This is a genomic window from Treponema medium, assembly GCF_017161265.1.
Classification (GTDB): domain Bacteria; phylum Spirochaetota; class Spirochaetia; order Treponematales; family Treponemataceae; genus Treponema; species Treponema medium.
This window is the reverse complement of sequence record NZ_CP031393.1, coordinates 2,702,151-2,721,998: the sequence shown is the minus strand read 5'-3', so window position 1 is coordinate 2,721,998 and position 19,848 is coordinate 2,702,151. Positions and strand designations below refer to the sequence as shown.

Genomic DNA, 19,848 nt, shown 5'->3' with positions numbered 1-19,848 from the left:
CTGAAACGCGATAAAAACGATTCGTATATTTTTATCGGTGATGATAACAGGCACTATGAGAAGTTCTCAGACGGCAGGGTGAAGGATATCGAGGACGAAATCCCGTTTGCCGTACCGGAGGGCTGGGCGTGGTGCAGGTTGGGGGAGATTTGCGAATTCATATCCAGAGGGAAAACACCCGTTTATACAAAAGAAAGTCAATATCCGGTTTTGGCACAAAAGTGTAATCAATGGGATAGTATAGTATTAGATAAGGTTCTTTTTTTAGATCCAAATTCATTATCAAAATGGACTAATGAATATCATCTACAACACGAAGATATTGTAATAAATTCTACAGGGACGGGTACTATTGGGAGAGTTGGTATCTTTGATATAGGAATTCTAGGTAAATATCCTTTTATTGTCCCTGATTCACATATATCCGTTGTGAGATGTTATAAAGCATACATATATCAAAAGTATATATATACTGTTTTTACATCTGAGTATCTGCAAACTAAAATTAATAAGACTGCAACCGGATCTACCAATCAAAAAGAACTACCGAAAAACGTTCTAATAGAATTCTTTCTTCCTCTTCCCCCACTTTCCGAACAACAACGAATCGTTGCCAAAATTAAAGAGCTCTTTGCTAAACTTGATTTTATCACGGTTTCGCTAACAGAATAGTTTTGTCTCAATTGAATTCAGATAGTTACAGTTTAGTTTTTATATTGGACACAATACCAATCGACTTATCACTGTTTTTCATTGTCTACAGGCTTTTTACATCTTTACATCTTAAACGATTCTCTTTTGCTGTACTTTTGTAAAAAATCGTTTTGATATGCAATACACACGTATTGACTTTTGTATATTGTTAAGTATATGCTTTTAGCAAAGAGTGTAAAATGAAAGCCGTACAAATAGAACGACTTTTATTTACTCAAGTTTGTACAAGTGCAAACTTGTACATCTATATCATACGCACGTTCTCACTTCATTGCGAACATGCGTAAAAAGTCAAGCGGAAGTTAATACTTTCTTCTTGACTTTTTATGGGGAAAAGCACTATGACATATGCAAAAGTCTTTATAAGCGGTAATAGCCAAGCGATACGGCTACCAAAAAGTTTTCAGGTATCTGACAATCAATTATGTATTAAAAAAATCGGTTCATCAATTGTGTTATTCCGCGAAGATAATCCATGGGATAGTTTTGATAGAAGTTTAAATAAATTTCCTGATGATTTTTTTATAGAGGGACGGAAACAACCGGAAACACAACAACGGGAAGGTATTTAGTGTATTTACTTGATACAAATATCTGTATATATATTATAAATAATCGACCTGAACGAGTACGAGAAAAACTAAAAAGCATTGATCATAGAATCATATATCTTTCAACAATTTCATTCGGCGAATTGCAATATGGGGCATACAAGAGCAGTAAACCGGAAGAGAGCAAGCATGCATTACTGGATTTTGTAAAACCTTTTACATTTGTTGATTTCACGACAGAAGATGCGGAAGCATTCGGTGCAATTCGGGCATATTTAGAAAGAAAAGGCAATGTAATTGGGGCGTATGATATGCAAATTGCTGCACAGGCTATGACAAGAAACTTCATATATACAAAGTTGCTTTATATACTGCCGATAATATGTTAGAATATGATTTCCGTTAAAAGCGAAGAGCAATAGTTTTAAACAGTATCAAATGGGCATCTCTAAAAACTCGGTTAGATTTTTAGAGATGCCCGACGAGTTTCAGTTTAAGTCTTTACAGAACAAGCCGATAGGCTTGCAGTTTTTAGAGGTTCCCAAATATTTCAAATCAACAACATCGAGGCAACGTGTCGGAGTTGTTGATTTAACTGTGATTCTTTTTACCACGTTACAATGGTATCGACCAGTTCCCGTTGTTCGCTTGCGGTTCGGCGTAAGTAAATTCTTGTAGTTTCAATACTTTCATGCCCCATCAAATCGGCAAGCAGAGAAATGTCATTGAACTTTTCAAGAAAATTCTTTGCATACCGATGCCGGAATGAGTGCGGATATACAACCTTTCCACTTATTCCGTACTTTCTTGCATAATTTTTTAATTGCTGTGCAATCCCGCGGGTGGTAATATGCTTTTTAAAACGATTCAGAAAAAGATAGCCGGATTGACGTCCGATTGATTCCAGCCATTGTAATGCTTCTTCCTTCAAAATTTTGGGAATATACAACCGCCTGAGTTTTCCTCCTTTTGAATATAAATCAAAGTATCCCAATTTTACATGCTCAACTTTAATTTGAATAAGTTCACTGACGCGCGCCCCTGTAGCCGCCAGAAACCACACAACAAAATACCATTCAAGATTTCCGTCTGTTTTAAGACTTGATTTCAAAAATTGGTAATCAGCGTTACTGATAACGTTTTCAAGAAAATTTTTCTGCTGAACTTTTACGAACTTCAACTGAAGTTGATCTTGGTGCATAAATTGTAAATACTTGTTAATGCCCTGAATCCTCAGATTCACCGTCTTTGGTTTAAAAAATTCAATCAGATACCCTTTATATGCAAGCAGATTTTCCTTGCTTAAAGAATCATAATGTTCGGCATAGTATTTAACCGTCCATAGGTAAGATGTAAGCGTATTCTGAGAAAGATTGCTTTTCTTCAAATACTCTTCAAAAGTTTCGTCGCTTTTCATAACGATCTCCCAATAAATAAAATTTGCGAACATTCGCTTATTGGAAAGTATACCGGTAGTGTATTTTCTTGTTATTATGAGAAGATTGATGGAAAAAATGATATTTGCATAGATGATGAGATTCCTTTTGAGCTTCCGAAAAGCTGGCAATGGTGCAGATTACATGAACTTGGTGATACTAACATAGGACTAACTTATCATCCTAAAGATTTGATAGACACTGGTATTCCTGTTTTACGGTCAAATAACATACAAGATGGAAAATTATATTTATCAGATTTAGCAAGAGTACAAACAAAAATATTCGAAAATCAATATGTTGTAAACAGCGATATTTTAATTTGTGCGCGAAACGGTAGTAAAAATTTAGTTGGAAAATGCACTATAATTAGAAATTTACCTGAAAAAATGGCCTTCGGTGCATTTATGGCCGTTTTTAGAAGTAAATTTAATCTCTACATTCTTAGATATTTGCAAAGTTTTTACTTTAAAGATTATTTAAGAGAATCAAATTCAACTCAGATATATCAATTAACACAAAATATGCTAAGAAATGCACTCATTCCAGTCCCACCAACTGAGGAACAAAAAAGAATTGTTGCTAACATTGAAGAAATGTTTAATGTTTTAGATAAAATTCAAAATAATCTCGGCTAAATTTTCCATTATTTTATTGATATTTCGACATATTTTAATTTGCTCATTTAAGGGTGGAATCGGAATAAGAATTTTTGAAAGAAATTCTTTTCCAATCCGCTGCTGTCCTACAGCACCTGTAAAATTACTAATACCTGCTTTGATGAAACTATCGGTTTTTATAAACCAAAATACATATTCATTAAGAATATATTTACTGTTTATTCGTAATATATGTAATTCCGTAGTTCCCGCTCCATGTTTGTTATTTAAATTCTTAAAAATTACAGATTTTCTATTTTCAAAACAAGGGGTGATTTTTGCAATTCCAATATCATTATCGGAAAAATGACTGAAACCGGATTTTACTGTTCTCCATGTTCGTAATTCATAGGTAAAATTGCTATTAAATTCTGAATCAATTAAGGTCATTGGTACGAAAGAAACTTCTAAAGCATCATTCAGCTTATTCTTAGGATTTATTTTACATATTGAAGAAATTTTTTCCCAACACCAGTTTTCCGGCAAATCAAACGGCACTTCAATCTGTTCCTCGGTTCCGTCATCAATCTTCTCATAATAACAATTATCAGCAGCATTTTTATAGATGTACGAATCATGCTTGTCTCGTTTCACCTCACCGGTTGCGATTTTAGCTTCCTTCTCAGCACGGAGTCTTTCCAGCATAACGCTTGCCGGTTCATCATTCGGATCTTGTGGAACAAGTTTTCCGTGAATGGCTAGTTCTAGGATTTTGCTTTTTGCTTGCTTGATAGCGGTTTGTAGGTCGGTTTTGCTTTGCTCCAATAGATCGATTTGTGCAAAGATTGCTTCGATTTTTGTGACGATGCGTTGTTGTTCCGGTAAAGACGGAAGAGGAATAAGAGTTGTTATAATTTTTGCTTTAGAAATATTTGGTTGTGCCCCACCAAAACCAAGCTGTATAAATTCTTCTCTGTGCTGCAGTAAGAAGTAAAACAGGTATTTATTTGAGATACCCTTAAAATCACTACAAACACAACAAGCCTGATTTGTTGAGGCAGGGGTTGATAATATTCCAAGTTTCCCGATTGTAGCTCCGTACATAGCCATGCAGACAGAGTTTATCGGATTTAATTTCAATGAGGTTTGACTGTATGCCTCTTCTGTAATTTTATTAGGAATATCTGTTATGATTCCATCGTTTAAATCACCAGTTAAAAGCCATGGAATAGTTCCATTTTGATAAAAAGCAATGTTTTTTCGATTTGGCGTACTTCCTGAGCGCCAAGAACCAACTTCTCCCAACCTGCACCATGCCCATCCCTCCGGCACGGCAAAGGGAAGCACATCCTCGATATCCTTCACCCTGCCGTCTGAGAACTTCTCATAGTGCCTGTTATCATCACCGATAAAAATATACGAATCGTTTTTATCGCGTTTCAGTTCACCGGAGGCGATTTTTTTCTCTTTTTCCGCGCGGATTTTTTCAAGGAGTACGGCTGCGCTTTCAGCGGTAGGGTCTTGTTTCACCAATTTTCCGTGAATTGCGAGGTCTAAAATCTTTTGGCGTAGTGCGTTTGTGTTCACGTTATGATCTCCCTGTAACTGCCATCATCAGCTGCCGCTCATTTCGAGAGAGGTTTTATATTCTTCTATCCGCTCGCTCAAATTCCGTATATGGTGTGAAAACATAAACTGTAAGAAATCCGCCGCATCATCTTTTTCTTGCGAAGAAGCAAGACTTTGAATATATTCCGCCCTATTTTCTTTTTTAATTATTGCAGGTACTATTCCCGCCTCATATTGGATAAAATTCATTAAAAGCCGACTCATCCGGCCATTCCCATCAGCCCAAGGATGAATGTGAACAAGTTTATAATGAGTGAGAAAACTAAAAACGTATTGAGCTTCTATATCTTTTTCTGCAATGCTTTTTCTTTCCGCATTGAGCCAAGCACAAAATTCTTCCAGTTTTTGCGGAAGCTTCTGCCATGCCATATAACTCTTCCCGCCCCGTCCCGCACTGACATTTAGAAGTCTCAGTTCTCCTTTTGCAGAAGAAAATGTTCCTCCGATGGTATTGTACACAGTGCCGGTGTTTTTCATTACGAGAGACGAAAGTTCACAGAGGATTTCCGGTGTCATTTGGGTATGTTGTTTTGCAAATTCAAAACTTCTTTCATACGAGGCTTTTAAGTCAAGGTTCATAAGCTGTTCATGAATCGGTTTATTTGCACTTATCCCTTCGTCAAAGAGAAGCTGATTTTCAATTTCCGTGACGGTCGAACCTTCTATTGCCGTTGAATGCGTGATAATCGAATATAAATAGAACTTATCGTAATCAAGCTGTTGCGCAATGTGCAGTCTATTGTACTCATTGATAACTTCCGAAAGTTTATCAAAGTTTTGTTCTTCCTTTCGATTTATCATTCTTCAATACCTTCAATCAGTTTGGAAAGTTCGGTAACAGCTGCAACAATATTTGTGCTTTTCTCTTGAATAGTTTGCATCAGTTCGGCAAGGGAACAGTCTACTGTATCGGAACCGTCTTTTATCCAAGAAATATCCAGACTGGTTTTATCCCGTGCAAGCAGTTCATTGATGTGATATTTACGCCATCTGCCGTTCGGATTTTCGGGCGACCACGTTTCTTTGCGGTCTTCAACATGTCCTGCACAGTAGCAGGTTACAAAGTCTTCAAGGTCGGAGCGTTTAAGCGGTTTCGTTGCAAGGGTGTGTTTAATCCCTGTACGGTAATCGTAATACCATGTCTCTTGTGTCGGGCTTCCTTTTTCAAAGAACAGCACATTCGCTTTTACGCCGTTTGCGTAGAAAATACCGGTCGGCAAACGAAGAATCGTATGAAGATTAAAATCTTTTAGAAGTTTTTTGCGGAGAATTTCTCCGGCGCCGTCTGCAAAAAGCACATTATCGGGAAGAACGATTCCAGCTCTTCCGCCGTCCTTTAACATAACCATCATGTGCTGTAAAAAATTTAACTGGTTGTTGCTTGTTGTTACAATCAAATCGGAACGCATGGTCGAAATATCCACGCTTCCGGCAGGGCGAGCCCCAAACGGCGGGTTGGCAAGAATCACATCTACAAGATGTTCGGGTTCGTGTTCCAAACTATCTTCACATTTAATCGGTGTTGTGTCCGCTCCAATGTCGTGAAGATAAAGATTCATAGAAGCCAACGTTACGACAAGCGGCGTTATGTCATTTCCTCTCAGCGCCTTCGTTTGTAAGAACTCCACCTTACTCTGTTCGTCGCTTTGTTTACGCATATAGTCATACGCAGCAAGCAAGAACCCTCCGGTTCCGCATGCAGGGTCGGCAACGGTCTCAGTGATCTTCGGCTGAACAACATCAACCATAGCATTAATCAAGGGGCGCGGCGTAAAGTACTGCCCTGCTCCGGATTTTTTATCTTGTCCGTTTTTTTCAAGAATACTTTCGTAAATTGCACCTTTGAGGTCTCCGTCCATACTAAACCAGTTTTCTTCGTCAATCATTCCGATCAGTTTTTTAAGAAGAGCCGGTTTTGTAATTTTATTTTGTGCCTCCGTAAAAATTGCGCCGATAAGTCCGTCTGTTGCCTGTAAAATTTCAAGAATCTTTTCATATTTTGCAAGTTGATCAGGCCCGTCCAGTTGAACAATATCTTTCCATTTACTTCCGTCAGGAAGTGCACTGCCTAAACCGTACGATTCTTTTTCAAAATCCATTTTTAGAAATAAGAGATATGTCAGCTGAATAATATAATCCGTAAATCCGACACCGGCTGCCGCAAGAACGTCCGCCATGTTCCAAACTTTTTTTGTAAGCGCCTGTTCCGGTTTTGACGGCGTTGTTTGTTTCTTTGCCATTTTTATGCTGCCTTTCCGTAGAATAAGTATTTTGAAATTGTTTGCATTTCCGCATTTAGTTTGTCGGCTCCGAAGATTGGAACGGCTTTTACGAACAAATCATGTTTTGCATTGTTTAATTCAACGTTCGTGATACAACCGTTTTGTACGATGTATTCTGCAATCTGCCGCACGATTTCAATTTGTTCCGGCGTAAATTTACGCCAAGCCTGTCCGCAATAAAGGTTGAAATAGCTGCCGAATCGTCTTTTAAGGGACACAAGTTCATCATCCAACTTATATCCGTATCTTACCAGTTGAATAAGATTGGTAAAAACGCCCAGTTCCGTTTCTCTGTTTAAGGGTTTTACTTTTCCGCTTTCTCCGTCCAGTGTTTGATAGCACGTCCACAAGAATTCCGGCGTAAACTGGCTATTATACGCAATAAGTTTCTTTTCCAAATCTTTAAGCATCGTATACGTGATGGCGACTTTTTCCTGATTATAAAGAAGCCGTAATGCTTCAATTTCATCTTTATTGTCATCAAGATAGGTTTCAAATGTAGCGATATATTCTTTTGCCTGTTCTTTTGAAAATCCCGCATACAGTAATGTGTCCTGTTTTTCAAGGGCAATTTTAATGAATCCGGCATTGATTTCCAAAAGTTTTTTGCGAGCTTTTACATTGTTTATGAGTGGGGAAATCAAAATCTTTCTTTCCGTATTCGGCTCGTTAATATCTTTGTAGGGGGGTAAAATGCAAGATTCGGGTGCGATTGATTCAAAAATATTTACAGCTAATTGTTTTACGGTAATAGCACCGAGTAACTCATTAAGTTCGATAATATCTTCCGATTCGGCTTTTCTATTTACGCGTGAAAGATAGTCTGCTAACAGTTCTAAATTCTTATCGGATAATTCTCCGTGTGCAAGATGTTCAAGCAGGTCTTTGAGTGACAAAACTTTTTTTATATCGTCGCTGCCGCCCGGAGTTGGCATTGATTTTTCGTGTTCCGTTACGCCAACTGCATCCACAAGATAATAAAAGTCTTTTGAGACCGCATTTGTGGTTACGTTTCTTAGTTTATCGTCGGCAAGTGTTCTGCATCCGCGTCCTTTCATCTGAGTGTAGAGAACTTCGGACTGTATATCACGCATAAAAACAAGAATTTCCAAAGGCCTGATATCGGTGCCTGTTGCAACAAGTGTAACGGTAATTGCAATCCGAAAATCTTTATTATTTCTAAAATCGCTAATCAGTTGATTTGAATTTCCGGATTTACACGTAATCAACTGGGCATACTGTTCGGGGATTTTCCCGCTAGGAAATTCGCTTCCGAAAATTTTTTCTATCGCTTTTAAGATGTCTTTTGCATGGCTTTCTCTTTTTGCAAAGAAAAGCGTTTTTGGAATCATCGTCCAGTCTTTTTTTCTGTCCGGATACAGCGACTCATAGATGGAATCTTTATATGCTTGAACAACGATTTCGATTTGTGACGGAATTACAACACTTCTGTCTATGTCCGTTGTGGTGAATTGCCGGTCTTCATGCTGCTTTTGCGTTTTTCTTTTACCGCTCCAATTGGAAATTTTTTTAATTTTTTCACCGTCTTTAATGGTGCCGCCGGTTTCCGAGATTTCGGTTTTAATTCTATACACACGCGGAGGAACATTAACACCGTCTGCAATGGATTTTTCCAAAGTATAATTGACTACTCGGTTTTTATTAAAAAACGCTTCCGCTTCCGGTGTCGGAGTTGCCGTTAGTCCGATGATTTTTGCATTCTTAAAATAGGTGAGAACCTGCTGCCAATCTCCGTAAATCGAACGATGACATTCATCAATGATAATTACGTCAAAGAAATCCGGCGGTAAAAGTATGTTTCCGGTAAACTGAATCTGTTTTCCCGGTGCGTTTTCATCATAATCCGTTTCTTCGTCATCGCCGGCATCGTTTATTTCTTGTCCCGTGAGTACTGCAAAAAGCCGTTGAATCGTTGAAATGACGACACTTGCATTTCCTATTTTTTCAATGCTTTTAAGTCGATGAACAATGTATTCATCGGAAAAAGGATTACCGGTTTCTGTAAGTTTATAGGTACCGAACTCACCTTCGGCTTGCTTCCCAAGATTGTTACGGTCTACAAGGAAAAGAACCCGCTTTGCGGATGTATAATTCAAAAGCCGATACGCTGCCGTACAGGCGGTAAATGTTTTTCCGGCACCCGTAGCTAAAACGATAAGTGCCTTTTTGGCTCTCTGCTTAAATGAAAGTTCCAGCTTCGTAATTGCTTCAAATTGACATTCTCTTAAACCTTTTGCCCCTACAGCAGGGACGGAAGGAAGTTTTGCATATTCCGAATCAATGCCGTCGCCTGCCAATGTAACAATATCTTTCGGGGTGAGCATTTTTTTAAGAACTGTATAACACGGTTTTTCGTCGCGCATATCCTTAAAGAGCAAAGTCTCACCGTTTGAAAGAAAAATAAACGGAAGCGGAGTTTTCCATGCCTGTATCCAATCGGGCAGAATGTTTCCGTAATGCTGTGCTTGTTCTGCAACTTCAAAGCCTAAATTATTCTCTTTTCTTTTTGCTTCAAGAACCCCTATAGCCTTTCCGTCAAGATAAAGAATGTAATCAGCTTCTTTATTGCCTTTTAAGATATTTTCACGGACGGCTTGTGCGTTTATCGCTTCGGGAACAAATTCATCCCGGTTGACTACCGTCCAGCCGGCATCTTCAAGATATGCATCTATATAAACACGCGCTTGTTGCTCAGGCAATAGGTCGTCATATCTGAAATTATGATTATTTTTGTATTCCGTCATAACTATATCCTGATGTTCCCATACTCATATTCCGATAATCAAAACTATGGGAAGTATTATACCATAAGTTTACGGATTTTGGTAGCGAATGCCACATTTCATATTAGAGTAAACGCATCGGATTTCCGGCGCAGCGCAGCCGTGCTTCAAATATATTTGTTGATTCTCATTAGTTAACGAAAAACTAAACCTACAACCCAATGAGTAAATGTACCGATAGGGAGTAAATCGATATCGATTATGTTTTCGATGATTATAACAGCAAACAAAGTAAGAGTGCCGTATTGTGTTATCTTCCGCTCAACTTCATTGCTTAAATTGAGTCCCGATAAAAATACATGACTGCCGTCCAGCGGCGGAATTGGCAGCATATTAAATATGAACAGCCCCAGATTTATGACGGAAATATAGAACAGCAGTCTAAACAGACTTATATAGAGTGCCTCCGGTAAAAAATATAAAAAAGAAAAAAACAATTTGATAATGAAGAGAAATACTATTCCCAATATTAAATTCGAAAGCGGTCCTGCCAATGCAATCAGTATCCGGTCTCGCTTAGGCGATTTCAGGTTTCTCATATCAAATTGTACCGGTTTTGCCCAGCCGAATCCTGCAAACAAGATAAAAACCATCCCGATCGGGTCGATATGATAGAACGGATTTAATGTGAGCCGCCCTTGTGCTCTTGCCGTGCCATCGCCGAGTTTATCCGCAACGAAGGCATGGCTGAATTCATGTACGGTAAGGCCGATAATAATCCCGGGCAGCGAATACAGTATATTAGTCCAGTTAAAATTCATAAAAGAACGCTATCAGTGTAAAAACTCTTTTACAGCGCCGCTTTATAAATTGCAAGGACATCGGCTGCCGTTAAGGTTTGGAAGCCGCGGATTTTTCCGCTGCGGCTCCGGTGCATCACAGCCGCTTCCGCCATCTCTTTAAGATGCTCTTCGCCGATACCGACTTCACGCAGCGTCATCGGGATACCGAGCGATGCAAAAAATTCCGATGTCTTATCGATGGCGGCGTTTGCGGTTTTATAGACATCCGCGTCTACGGGCAAGCCCCACACATTGACGCCGTATTCGGCAAGCTTATGCACGGTATTGTCGTTCAGCACGTGCCGCATCCAGTGAGGGGTCAGGATTGCAAGTCCTACCCCGTGCGTAATGTCGTAAAAGGCGCTCAGCTCGTGTTCCATCGGATGAGCCGACCACATCGTCATTTTTCCGCAACCTAACAAGCCGTTAATTGCCCATGTTCCTGCCCACATCAGATTGGCGCGGGCGTCATAATTATCGGGTTCCTTCAGCGCAATGGGGCCGTAATGGATACAAGTCTTGAGTATCGCTTCGGCGAACCGGTCTTGTAAGTAAGCCCCATCGTCCAAAGAAAAATAACTTTCAAAGGTATGGCTCATAATATCCGCAGTACCGGCAGCCGTATGCGCTTTGGGTACCGAAAAGGTGTAGCACGGATCCATCACGGAGAACTTAGGCATTACAAGCGGAACTTCAAAGCCGAGCTTTTCCTTGGTTTTAAAGTTAGTAATAACGGCTCCGCAATTCATTTCGGAACCCGTCGCTGCAAGGGTTAAGACAGTACCGAGCGGGAGGACGTTCTCCGCTGATGCCTTCCGGGTAACAATGTCCCACGGGTCGCCGTTATAGTGCGCACCGGCAGCGATTGTCTTAGCACAATCGATGGAACTTCCGCCGCCGACAGGAAGGATAAAATCAAGCTTATGTTCCCGTACCAGCGCGATTCCTTTTTCAACTTCTTCTATCCGCGGGTTGGGAGAAATGCCGGATAGTTCCGCATAAAAAATACCTTTTGATTTTAACTGTGCGGTTATCGTATCGTAAAGGCCGATTTTCTTGATACTCCCGCCGCCGTAACAGAGCAGCACTCTATTGCCGTATTTTACTATCTCATCGGCAAGCCCTTCGACACTGCCTTTTCCGAACAGTATCTTTACCGGTACATCAAAAACAAAATTAAACATTATAGCCTCCCTCTGGCAATCTTTTAGTTAGTATAGTGAGATAAAGTTTATCATAGATTAGATGATTATGCTATCCTGCGGTATTTTCCGTGATTTTCTGCTGTTTTTAAAAGTTAATGCTGTTCTATCAGCTCCGTTATCACCTCACCGATATCTCCGTTGATGCAAATTGAACGCTGCTCGATTTCTTGCGGTGAAAACGCCTCTCCGTAATTGATGCACACGTAGACCGACTGCGGATTATGTGCCGCCATGTGTTGGAACGGATATTTGATAATCCCGGGTGTGTTTGCTCCAACGCCGAGTTCTAAAAAGAGGATGCGGCTGTTTTTGTATGCCGTAAGAAAATCGGCATAGCGTTGAGCAGCAACCTGCCAACCGGCATCTTCTACAAACGTGTCATCAGCCCGCAGATTCATACTCATCGGTTTGCCGCACACCGGACAGTACGGAATCAATTCTTTCGGAATCTTCATATCGTGCTGTTGCTCATACATTGTTCGCACCTGCGCTTCGTTGTCATACGTATTCTGATGACACGGCACGCTGCACTGAAACAAACCGTAATCACCCTGCGTATAAAACAGCCGCGCCTTATCAAAGCCCGCTTTCTGAAAGCAGTGATCGACATTCGTAGTCAGCACAAAATAATTCTTACCGTCTATCAACTTACGCAGGTTTTCGTAGACCGGTTTCGGTGCATCGGCATAGCGGTTTATCATAATATACCGGCTCCAGTACGCCCAGTGTTCCTCCAATGTCGTGTACGGATAAAACCCGCCCGTATACATATCCGAAAAACCGTACTTCGCGCGGAAATCCGCAAAATGTTTTTCAAAGCGTTCCCCTGAATAGGTAAAACCTGCCGAAGTCGAAAGCCCCGCGCCCGCTCCGATGAGTACCGTATCCGCTTCCGTAAGGGCTGCTTTCAGCCGCTCAAGGAGCGGCAAAAATTCATTTGCAAATTCCATAATCCTTTCCTGAATCTTTTTCTATAAAAATTTAACGAGCCGACCTGCTGTTTTTTTACCTTTTCTTTTTTTTATGTTGCCGTACCTATGTCTTTATACATATATACTATTCCGATGTTCCTGCCGAATTTCCGCCAACAGTTCTTCAATCTTCCGTATTCAATAAACTCATGCTTCTTATGAAATGCAATACTTTTTTCATTTTCATCGGATATATCAACGACAAGCTTTTTCATTCCGTGCAGTTTTGCGTCATTTTCCAGCAATGATACGATTTTCCGTCCCACGCCTTTTCCGGTCATTTCCGGTTTAATGAAATACATGCAATCGCCGAGTTCGTTAAATGTTCGAATGTTTTTATATTTTTCCAGCATACAAAATCCGATAACCTCGTTTGCATTATTCATTATCGCGTATGCGCTGACAACGTCGTCATCAACGAGGGTGTTAAAGAAGTCATACCCAACTTTTTCGGAACGGTATGCTGCTGTTGTATGTTCGATATAATAATTGAAAATATCAATTGTTTCTTTTTTATATTTTGCAGTCAGCCTGTTAAAATGAATATCCATCAGAACCTCTATACTTCTTATACAATCAATTATAAAATTGCACTTCTGTACTATTGGGCATCAAGCAGTCTCCAGTGCATCAAGATTACGGAATGCCGTGATAGACTGATAAATCTGCTTGAGATAATTTTTAAAATATTCATTTTTTTCTCTATCAAAATTAGAATGGATTATTTCTCCTCCGTTTGTAAGCAAGATAGCTTCGGCTGTTTTAGAGTCTTCAAAATATACATCGTTATCGGTATAGGTAATTACAACTCCATCTTTTTCACAAAAAACTTTACGACTCATAATAGGCTCCTATACCTAATTATACAATAAATAACTGACTGATACTATGCATGTGTGGTTTGTATCGTGTGTCTCATATTCTTTTTTGTGTTTTGCCGTCGGCCTGTTAAAATGAATATCCATCAGAACCTCGTATGTGAAAAGCTCGCCTTTCTAACGTTTGTTCTAAATCATATTTGTATTTTTGACAGGTTTTTTCATAATACTTGACATATAGTATATGCAATGTTAGCATTCAACCGTAGCGTCATTCGATGAATACACAGGAGGAAATAGTCATGAAATTAAAAAATTCATTTTGTTCTTTTACAAAGTTTGCAACGATGACTTATGTCGCAAAAAAGCGTGCAGCGCTTGCATTTTTATTATTTATTGGTATTTCCCTTTCTGCAGCAGAAATTACTTTCTCTCCCGGTGTAGGGGGTACCGTACATACGGTACGGAGTTTTTTTGAAGTAGAAAATATCGGAGAATCGGATGCGTTTTCTCAAAAAGCAGTTACGTACATTATACCGGTTCCGTCAACCGGCATCGATATGCACTTTACGCACGAAACAAGCGGCTTTACTTTTAGCATTATCAATAATATAGGGCGTCCTATTACCCTATTCAAACAGGGCGGTTTCGGTAACGAAAAACAGTACACCATAGGCTCTATTGTTGATGGGCAGATACTGTTCGGCTACACGTACGGAGTTAAACAGCCGTTTAGTATTCACTGCGGAATCGGGCCGGGAGTTGCCGCAGGATCTTTTAGACCATGGAAAAACAAAACAATTGGAACAACTTTTTATTATGCAGTGTCACCGGTTGCATTGCATATAGGACTGCAGTATTTGTTTACACAGCATATCGGTATTACAGCCAGCATACATGATATGCTCAGCTTTTCCGGCATTTTTATTACTCATAAAAGCTCAAATCCTAGTGAAAAAGATAAAATAACCGGAACATTCGGATTGGGAAACACCTTTACACTCCGGCTCGCTGTTTCTTTCAGACTTTAAGGAAATCACAGCCATTTCATCAATGCTATCCACGGATGAATCTCTGTCGGGGGTGTTGATTACGACACGGTATATGAGAATCTAAAACTTTCCACAGAATCTGCATACATAGCGGTTCCAAACAAGTATCAACTTATGTATCTACTAATGCAAGACACGTTTCATAGCGGTTTTTCTATGTTAAAAGGATGGGGCGGGCAATTCATGGGGATGTCCCAAAAGTTGGTTACTTTCGGGACATCCCCGTCGAGTTTAAAATTAAGTCTTTATAATGACTTAATTTTAAACGTCGCATCTAAATCTAAGGAAACTGTCCAAAAACTGAAGTTTTTGGACAGCCCCATGAATTGCTTATGCGGCAGGTCAATTATGTAATCGAAGCGTCGTAGATACTCTTAATCGCAGTGGAAAGGGTTTTATCAAATTCTTCTTGCGACTGCTGTGCGCGCAGATCCTCAGCAAGGGCGCGGGAGAAGCTTGCAATCATCCCGTGGTTCTTTGCCAGCAGGGCATTGGCTTCTTCTCTGCTGTAGCCGCCCGAAAGCGCAACGACACGCACAACCTGCGGATGGTCGATAAACTCTTTATACAGGTCTGCCTGCGTCGGGATACTCAGCTTGAGCATAATCAATACATCCTTCGGCAATTTTGCAATGTGGTCGTGAATTTCTTGTTTTAGAATATCTTCGCACTTTGCTTTATCAGAGCTGTGAATGTCTACTTCCGGCTCGATAATCGGTACTAATCCATGCTTTGCAATCTGTAGCCCGATTTCGAACTGCTGGTCGATAACTTTTTTGATACCGGCCGGATTTGCTTCCTTTATCACAGAGCGCATTTTTGTACCGAAGATATGCTTCTGTACAGCGCGCTGCAGCAATGCTTCCAAATCGGGCATCGGCTTCATCATCTGAACACCTTCAGCTAAGTCTGCAAGTCCCTTATCGACCTTTAGGAACGGAAGAACGCCGCGTTTATCCCACAGGTAATCTGCCGTAGGAATGCCTTCGATATCGCGATCCATCGTTTGTTCAAAAAGAATAGCGCCGAGAATGTGTTTTTTATCGAATTCTTTGCTGGTGATAATCCGCGTGCGCATGGCATGCACCATATCAAACATCTCTTTTTCATTGGAGTAGGCATCTTTCCCGACACCGTAGGCAGCTAAGGCCTTAGGCGTACTACCGCCGCTCTGATCAAGGGCTGCGATAAATCCTTTACCGGTGTGCATCCGTTCTATTTTTTGCTTGTCCATCATAAAACCTCCTGCAAAATAGCATTCTTTAAAATTGAGTATAATTTAGCATTTAAAACTAAACTCTATCTATTAGTATATCTTATGAATGTGAAAAACGCTAGCCTAGCTTCACATATTCGGATTTTCAGCATATAATTAGCACATACGAGGATAATATATGCAAAAAGTTTATGTGGATAGTTTTTTTCAAACTATGGAATTTCATATCCATCGTGATATACGTGAAAAATGCCGTTTTTCAAAAACGCTCTTTTCATCGACGGGGAATGTAATTATACGGAATATCAACGATGTTTATGCCTTTACTTTTCAGTATAACGAGGTTGTCGAGTCGGGCGCATTCGGGATGCCGGTGCATCCAGAACAGTATTTAAAAGCAGGACAACTGAATGCGATGGGACTCATCGACGAAATATTCCATTATATGTGCCGCCTCTACCGGCGGGATGTACGCGCCGATTTTTTTAGCAGCGGGTATGACTTTGTGCAAGCGGAACTTGCAAAGGAACAGTTGCCCGACCTCGACAATTTATTACTCGAATTTTGTACCGAATTTCCTCCTGCTGAGGTTTACGGCGGGACGATGACGGTTGAAGATTGGTTCTGTAATACCGATCCGGTATCGGGTATCGAAAATAAATACCGTGCGTTTGAAGAACTCATTTTGTGTAAACTGGCAAATGAAAATCCCGCATTTCAGCCCTTTTACCCTCTTTTTACTGATGAACAGCTTGCAGCGAATCCTTCGTATAATTGTTTTTGGGACAGCCTTTGTGAATGGGCGTCTCAAAACGAAGTATTCGGTCCTGAAAAAATCGATCTGATTTCGTTGCTTAAAGCCCCCGTTTCTTATGCACCGTTTAGCTTGAAGGGGCAGCTTGAATATATCAAAATGCACTGGCTTGATTTGCTCGGCGAATTTATCGGTAGGCTCTTAACAAGTCAGGATATCCTTTCAGAAGAGGAGAAAGCTGCTTGGCAGGGCGGTGGCGGCGCTGGCGGACACGATGCCTATCATTTTGAAGATCTGACGCAGGAATATGAACGGTTCAGTGCTGACCGGGAATGGATGCCGAATGTTGTGATGATTGCCAAAAGTACACTGGTATGGTTGGATCAACTCAGCAAAAAGTATCAGCGCTCTATCACTCGCCTCGATCAAATTCCCGATGAGGAGCTTGTATTCCTTGCAGAAGCAGGCTTTAATGCGCTGTGGCTTATCGGAGTGTGGGAACGTTCCCCTGCAAGTGCGCGGATTAAACAGATATGCGGAAATTTGGAAGCGGCAGCGAGTGCGTACAGTTTGACGGATTATGAGATAGCCGGAGATATCGGCGGATGGGAAGCGCTTGAAAATCTGCGCAGACGTGCGGGTGCGTGCGGTATTCGGCTTGCCGCGGATATGGTGCCGAATCATACCGGCATAGATTCAAAATGGGTCATTGAGCGGCCTGATCTTTTTATACAAACCCGCGAAAGTCCTTTCCCGGGCTATAATTTTGACGGAGAAAATCTTTCTCACGATTCCCGTGTCGGGATTTACCTCGAGAACCATTACTATTCAAAAACGGATTGTGCGGTGGTGTTTAAACGGGTCGATCACTATACCGGCGATACACGGTATATTTATCACGGGAACGACGGAACGGGTCTGCCGTGGAACGATACCGCTCAAATTGACTTTCTCAATCCTGAAGCCCGTGAAGAAGTTATCAGGAAGATTTTGCACGTTGCGCGGAATTTTCCGATTATCCGCTTCGATGCGGCAATGGTGCTGGCAAAAAAGCATATCCGGCGGCTGTGGTATCCTGAGCCGGGTCGGGGAGGAGATATCGCAAGCCGTTCCCGCTTTGCGCTTTCCACAGAGGAGTTCCAAAAGCGGCTGCCCGAAGAGTTTTGGCGTGAGGTAGTAGACCGCTGTGCAGTTGAAGCTCCCGATACCTTGCTGTTAGCCGAAGCCTTTTGGATGATGGAGGGGTATTTTGTCCGCACGCTTGGAATGCACCGTGTGTATAATTCTGCATTTATGAATATGCTGAAGAAAGAAGATAACGCAAAATACCGGATGACGATCAAAAATACCCTCGAGTTCGATCCGCAAATATTGAAGCGCTATGTCAATTTTATGAACAATCCCGATGAAGAAACCGCCGTGGCGCAGTTCGGGCGGGATGATAAATACTTCGGCGTCTGTACCATGCTGGTTGCGATGCCGGGGTTGCCGATGTTCGGGCACGGGCAAATTGAAGGCTTTGAAGAAAAATACGGTATGGAATACCGCCGTGCCTATTACGATGAACAGGTAAACATCGGTCTTGTGGAGCGGCACCGCAGGGAAATTTTCCCGCTGATGAAGCAGCGTCGTTTGTTCTCCGGCGTAGAGAATTTCCTACTCTATGATTTCTGGACGGATGGGCAGGTAAACGAGAATGTCTTTGCGTGGTCGAACGTGCACGGCGACTCTGGCTCTCTCATCCTCTATAACAACAAATATGAACGGGCTATAGGTTGGATCAATATGTCTGCCGCTTATGCCGTTAAAGGCGCGGATGACGAAAAACGGCTGGTACAGCGGACTCTTGCGCAAGGTTTACAGCTGACGGTTACCTCCAATCGGTTTGTGATTTTTCAAGAGCAGCATTCAAAATTGTGGTTTATCAGAAAAAGCACTGAAATTGCGGAGCGCGGTTTGTTTGCCGCTCTAAACGGCTTTGAAACGCAAGTATTTTTGAACATCCATGAGGTAACCGACACTCCGGATGAACTGTATCGAAAATTGTACGAAAAGCTCAATGGCAGCGGTGTTGCTGATGTTGCAATGGGTATCAACGAGATCAAGTTTAAGAAACTTTACGATTCGCTTGACGTGTGTGTGTCTAAGGAGATATTGCAGGATTGTATCCAACTGGTAAAGGATTGTAAGCATACTGAGAACCGACACGAAACGGAATTAAAGATACAGTCGTTTATCAACAAGCTTGAACCGTTAGCCGTTGTTTTCTTGACTGCTTTAGATGAAACATATCGCAGTAATCAGGTCGAGCATTTCCTTGAGGAAAAAGTTCCGTCGGTTAAAACATCCGTTAAACAGCTGTTGACACTGTATAAGGCGCGCATATACCGATTGCTCTTCTGCGCCTCCGGTTTGCTGGTACAGGAAATGCCGTTGACCGAGATGACTTCTGCCGTTACCGTATTTATCCATAAAATGTGCGGAACATATTCACAGCTTGCCGTATCGTTCGGTTCGTTATTCCTGATGGCTGTGGAAGATATTGCGGTCTATTATAAGATGGAAGAAAATATCAGCAGGCTCTTCGCCTTTCTGCATCTTGATGAAAAACTTACGGCGCTTATTCGTTCGACCGGTTTTGATATTGATCCTATTGAAAATAAAGCCGATACGGTGAAGTACCTCTATTATGTGCACAATGCGCGCGGAAAAAAATCTATCCGCAGAACCGGTATTGTTCATCGGATGGCGCAGGATCCTAATATCATTATTCGTATCGGCATTCATGAATGGGATGGAATTAAATGGTTTAACCGTGAAGCCGCAGAATTGCTTGCCGACGATATGGCTGCAATGCTCTTTCTTTCTGCTGCACGGCCGGTTAAACAGGCAGAGTGCGTTAAGAAAACTTCCGCTTCGGTAGAAAAGTACTGTCGAATTGATGAGGAATTTTCTGCGGCGATCCATAAGTCGGGATATCAAGTGGATCGGTACCTCAAGATCTTTGCCGGTACGTTAAAATAGTGCGGTTTATC

The 19,848-nt window shown here is 41.2% G+C and carries 16 protein-coding genes and 1 pseudogene; 6 read left to right on the top strand and 11 right to left on the bottom strand.

Going from position 1 to position 19,848, the window contains the following annotated elements; genetic code table 11:
* The 3 genes and pseudogenes from DWB79_RS11960 to DWB79_RS11950 all read left to right on the top strand — a co-directional run.
* Positions 1–672: pseudogene (locus tag DWB79_RS11960) on the top strand (restriction endonuclease subunit S); the annotation flags it as partial.
* A 383-nt stretch (positions 673–1,055) separates the two neighbouring features.
* Positions 1,056–1,286: an antitoxin gene (locus DWB79_RS11955; protein ID WP_016522086.1), complete on the top strand. Its 231-nt coding sequence runs from the start codon at positions 1,056–1,058 to the stop codon at positions 1,284–1,286.
* On the top strand, positions 1,286–1,654 hold the full coding sequence (locus DWB79_RS11950) for a PIN domain-containing protein (protein WP_016522085.1): 369 nt from the start codon (positions 1,286–1,288) through the stop codon (positions 1,652–1,654). Before DWB79_RS11955 ends, DWB79_RS11950 begins: the two co-directional genes overlap by 1 nt.
* Before the next feature lie 218 nt (positions 1,655–1,872).
* Here the strand turns inward: DWB79_RS11950 and DWB79_RS11945 are convergent, their stop codons facing one another.
* Positions 1,873–2,682, bottom strand: coding sequence for a tyrosine-type recombinase/integrase (locus DWB79_RS11945; RefSeq protein WP_016522084.1), 810 nt, complete (start codon positions 2,680–2,682; stop codon positions 1,873–1,875).
* Between DWB79_RS11945 and DWB79_RS11940 the strand changes: the two genes are divergently transcribed.
* Positions 2,626–3,339: a restriction endonuclease subunit S gene (locus DWB79_RS11940; RefSeq protein WP_084762250.1), complete on the top strand. Its 714-nt coding sequence runs from the start codon at positions 2,626–2,628 to the stop codon at positions 3,337–3,339. The two genes, DWB79_RS11945 and DWB79_RS11940, sit on opposite strands and share 57 nt — an antisense overlap.
* Here the strand turns inward: DWB79_RS11940 and DWB79_RS11935 are convergent.
* The 9 genes from DWB79_RS11935 to DWB79_RS11895 all read right to left on the bottom strand — a co-directional run bounded on the left by DWB79_RS11935 (position 3,310) and on the right by DWB79_RS11895 (position 13,815).
* The gene (locus tag DWB79_RS11935) at positions 3,310–4,887 is read right to left on the bottom strand and encodes a restriction endonuclease subunit S (protein ID WP_016524308.1); all 1,578 of its coding nucleotides are present in this window, start codon (positions 4,885–4,887) and stop codon (positions 3,310–3,312) included. The two genes, DWB79_RS11940 and DWB79_RS11935, sit on opposite strands and share 30 nt — an antisense overlap.
* A 27-nt stretch (positions 4,888–4,914) precedes the next feature.
* A complete protein-coding gene (locus DWB79_RS11930) occupies positions 4,915–5,730 on the bottom strand; it encodes a Fic family protein (protein ID WP_016524307.1) in 816 nt (271 codons plus the stop codon).
* Positions 5,727–7,169 (bottom strand): type I restriction-modification system subunit M, encoded by a 1,443-nt coding sequence (locus DWB79_RS11925; protein ID WP_016524306.1) that lies wholly within the window; start codon positions 7,167–7,169, stop codon positions 5,727–5,729. Before DWB79_RS11925 ends, DWB79_RS11930 begins: the two co-directional genes overlap by 4 nt.
* A gap of 2 nt (positions 7,170–7,171) precedes the next feature.
* Positions 7,172–9,976, bottom strand: a complete 2,805-nt coding sequence (locus tag DWB79_RS11920; RefSeq protein WP_016524305.1) for a type I restriction endonuclease subunit R — start codon at positions 9,974–9,976, stop codon at positions 7,172–7,174.
* Between the two features lie 173 nt (positions 9,977–10,149).
* A complete protein-coding gene (locus tag DWB79_RS11915; protein ID WP_016524304.1) occupies positions 10,150–10,776 on the bottom strand; it encodes a site-2 protease family protein in 627 nt (208 codons plus the stop codon).
* 29 nt (positions 10,777–10,805) lie between these two features.
* Positions 10,806–11,981, bottom strand: a complete 1,176-nt coding sequence (locus DWB79_RS11910) for an iron-containing alcohol dehydrogenase (RefSeq protein WP_016524303.1) — start codon at positions 11,979–11,981, stop codon at positions 10,806–10,808.
* A 113-nt stretch (positions 11,982–12,094) separates the two neighbouring features.
* Complete coding sequence (locus tag DWB79_RS11905; RefSeq protein ID WP_016524302.1) at positions 12,095–12,952, bottom strand: SIR2 family NAD-dependent protein deacylase; 858 nt, start codon at positions 12,950–12,952, stop codon at positions 12,095–12,097.
* A gap of 71 nt (positions 12,953–13,023) precedes the next feature.
* On the bottom strand, positions 13,024–13,524 hold the full coding sequence (locus tag DWB79_RS11900; RefSeq protein WP_016524301.1) for a GNAT family N-acetyltransferase: 501 nt from the start codon (positions 13,522–13,524) through the stop codon (positions 13,024–13,026).
* A gap of 60 nt (positions 13,525–13,584) precedes the next feature.
* A complete protein-coding gene (locus DWB79_RS11895; RefSeq protein WP_016524300.1) occupies positions 13,585–13,815 on the bottom strand; it encodes a hypothetical protein in 231 nt (76 codons plus the stop codon).
* Between the two features lie 278 nt (positions 13,816–14,093).
* Here DWB79_RS11895 and DWB79_RS11890 point away from each other — a divergent pair, with 278 nt between their 5' ends.
* Entirely contained in the window at positions 14,094–14,822 is a 729-nt protein-coding gene (locus DWB79_RS11890) for a DUF2715 domain-containing protein (protein ID WP_016524299.1), read from the top strand.
* A 367-nt stretch (positions 14,823–15,189) separates the two neighbouring features.
* Here the strand turns inward: DWB79_RS11890 and DWB79_RS11885 are convergent, their stop codons facing one another.
* A complete protein-coding gene (locus DWB79_RS11885; protein WP_016524298.1) occupies positions 15,190–16,077 on the bottom strand; it encodes a fructose bisphosphate aldolase in 888 nt (295 codons plus the stop codon).
* Between the two features lie 160 nt (positions 16,078–16,237).
* On the opposite strand from DWB79_RS11885, the gene DWB79_RS11880 reads away from it, so the two are divergent.
* Positions 16,238–19,837, top strand: coding sequence for an alpha-amylase family glycosyl hydrolase (locus DWB79_RS11880; RefSeq protein WP_016524297.1), 3,600 nt, complete (start codon positions 16,238–16,240; stop codon positions 19,835–19,837).
* The last annotated feature ends 11 nt before the right edge of the window (positions 19,838–19,848 follow it).